This window comes from Streptomyces sp. NPDC058195 (assembly GCF_042883525.1).
Taxonomy (GTDB): domain Bacteria; phylum Actinomycetota; class Actinomycetes; order Streptomycetales; family Streptomycetaceae; genus Streptomyces.
In genome coordinates this window covers 1763-5051 of the sequence record NZ_JBHVVM010000067.1, presented here as the reverse complement: position 1 = coordinate 5051, position 3289 = coordinate 1763, and the positions used below count along the sequence as shown (strand labels likewise).

The following is a 3289-nucleotide window of genomic DNA, read 5'->3' as shown; positions in this document are numbered from 1 at the left end:
AACACAGTGGACGCGAGCAACTGAGGACAAGCCCTCGGCCTATTAGTACCAGTCAGCTCCACCCGTTACCGGGCTTCCACATCTGGCCTATCAACCCAGTCGTCTACTGGGAGCCTTAACCAATCAAGTTGGTGGGAATACTCATCTCGAAGCAGGCTTCCCGCTTAGATGCTTTCAGCGGTTATCCCTCCCGAACGTAGCCAACCAGCCATGCCCTTGGCAGGACAACTGGCACACCAGAGGTTCGTCCGTCCCGGTCCTCTCGTACTAGGGACAGCCCTTCTCAATATTCCTACGCGCACAGCGGATAGGGACCGAACTGTCTCACGACGTTCTAAACCCAGCTCGCGTACCGCTTTAATGGGCGAACAGCCCAACCCTTGGGACCGACTCCAGCCCCAGGATGCGACGAGCCGACATCGAGGTGCCAAACCATCCCGTCGATATGGACTCTTGGGGAAGATCAGCCTGTTATCCCCGGGGTACCTTTTATCCGTTGAGCGACAGCGCTTCCACAAGCCACTGCCGGATCACTAGTCCCGACTTTCGTCCCTGCTCGACCCGTCGGTCTCACAGTCAAGCTCCCTTGTGCACTTACACTCAACACCTGATTGCCAACCAGGCTGAGGGAACCTTTGGGCGCCTCCGTTACTCTTTAGGAGGCAACCGCCCCAGTTAAACTACCCATCAGACACTGTCCCTGATCCGGATCACGGACCCAGGTTAGACATCCAGCACGACCAGAGTGGTATTTCAACGACGACTCCACAACCACTGGCGTGGCCGCTTCAAAGTCTCCCACCTATCCTACACAAGCCGAACCGAACACCAATATCAAACTGTAGTAAAGGTCCCGGGGTCTTTCCGTCCTGCTGCGCGAAACGAGCATCTTTACTCGTAGTGCAATTTCACCGGGCCTATGGTTGAGACAGTCGAGAAGTCGTTACGCCATTCGTGCAGGTCGGAACTTACCCGACAAGGAATTTCGCTACCTTAGGATGGTTATAGTTACCACCGCCGTTTACTGGCGCTTAAGTTCTCAGCTTCGCCAACCCGAAAGTCAGCTAACCGGTCCCCTTAACGTTCCAGCACCGGGCAGGCGTCAGTCCGTATACATCGCCTTACGGCTTCGCACGGACCTGTGTTTTTAGTAAACAGTCGCTTCTCGCTGGTCTCTGCGGCCACCCCCAGCTCAAGGTGTAAAACCCATCACCAGACGTGGCCCCCCTTCTCCCGAAGTTACGGGGGCATTTTGCCGAGTTCCTTAACCATAGTTCACCCGAACGCCTCGGTATTCTCTACCTGACCACCTGAGTCGGTTTAGGGTACGGGCCGCCATGAAACTCGCTAGAGGCTTTTCTCGACAGCATAGGATCATCCACTTCACCACAATCGGCTCGGCATCAGGTCTCAGCCTTAACGTGTGACGGATTTACCTACCACACGGCCTACACCCTTACCCCGGGACAACCACCGCCCGGGCTGGACTACCTTCCTGCGTCACCCCATCGCTTACCTACTACAAGTCTGGTTCATCGGCTCCACCACTACCCTCAACTCCGAAGAGATCGGGCCGGCTTCACGGACTTAGCATCGCCTGATTCAGTATTGGGCGTTTCAAAGCGGGTACCGGAATATCAACCGGTTGTCCATCGACTACGCCTGTCGGCCTCGCCTTAGGTCCCGACTTACCCTGGGCAGATCAGCTTGACCCAGGAACCCTTAGTCAATCGGCGCACACGTTTCTCACGTGTGTATCGCTACTCATGCCTGCATTCTCACTCGTGAACCGTCCACAACTCGCTTCCGCGGCTGCTTCACCCGGCACACGACGCTCCCCTACCCATCCGTACTCCCGTTGGGGATCAATATACGAATGACACGACTTCGGCGGTACGCTTGAGCCCCGCTACATTGTCGGCGCGGAATCACTTGACCAGTGAGCTATTACGCACTCTTTCAAGGGTGGCTGCTTCTAAGCCAACCTCCTGGTTGTCTCTGCGACTCCACATCCTTTCCCACTTAGCGTACGCTTAGGGGCCTTAGTCGATGCTCTGGGCTGTTTCCCTCTCGACCATGGAGCTTATCCCCCACAGTCTCACTGCCGCGCTCTCACTTACCGGCATTCGGAGTTTGGCTAAGGTCAGTAACCCGGTAGGGCCCATCGCCTATCCAGTGCTCTACCTCCGGCAAGAAACACACGACGCTGCACCTAAATGCATTTCGGGGAGAACCAGCTATCACGGAGTTTGATTGGCCTTTCACCCCTAACCACAGGTCATCCCCCAGGTTTTCAACCCTGGTGGGTTCGGTCCTCCACGAAGTCTTACCTCCGCTTCAACCTGCCCATGGCTAGATCACTCCGCTTCGGGTCTTGAGCGTGCTACTAAAACGCCCTATTCGGACTCGCTTTCGCTACGGCTTCCCCACACGGGTTAACCTCGCAACACACCGCAAACTCGCAGGCTCATTCTTCAAAAGGCACGCAGTCACGACTGCATGTGCAAGCACACACAGCGACGCTCCCACGGCTTGTAGGCACACGGTTTCAGGTACTATTTCACTCCGCTCCCGCGGTACTTTTCACCATTCCCTCACGGTACTATCCGCTATCGGTCACCAGGGAATATTTAGGCTTAGCGGGTGGTCCCGCCAGATTCACACGGGATTTCTCGGGCCCCGTGCTACTTGGGTGTCTCTCAAACGAGCCGTCAATGTTTCAGCTACGGGGGTCTTACCCTCTACGCCGGACCTTTCGCATGTCCTTCGCCTACATCAACGGTTTCTGACTCGTCTCACGGCCGGCAGACCGCAAAAGAGAGATCCCACAACCCCGCATGCGCAACCCCTGCCGGGTATCACACACATACGGTTTGGCCTCATCCGGTTTCGCTCGCCACTACTCCCGGAATCACGGTTGTTTTCTCTTCCTGAGGGTACTGAGATGTTTCACTTCCCCTCGTTCCCTCCACACTGCCTATGTGTTCAGCAGCGGGTGACAGCCCATGACGACTGCCGGGTTTCCCCATTCGGACACCCCCGGATCAAAGCTTGGTTGACAGCTCCCCGGGGCCTATCGTGGCCTCCCACGTCCTTCATCGGTTCCTGGTGCCAAGGCATCCACCGTGCGCCCTTAAAAACTTGGCCACAGATGCTCGCGTCCACTGTGCAGTTCTCAAACAACGACCAGCCACCCATCACCCCGCTCCGAAGAACAAGTTCACTGGGACCGGCAACTGAAGGCGACCATACGGCCGTACCCTCAGACACCCAACAACGTGCCCGGCAC

General features: G+C 56.6%; 1 rRNA gene. It reads right to left on the bottom strand.

The features are described 5' to 3' along the window. Nucleotides 1-22: 22 nt before the first annotated feature. Nucleotides 23-3147, bottom strand: a 23S ribosomal RNA gene (locus ACFVWY_RS35455). Nucleotides 3148-3289: the final 142 nt, after the last annotated feature.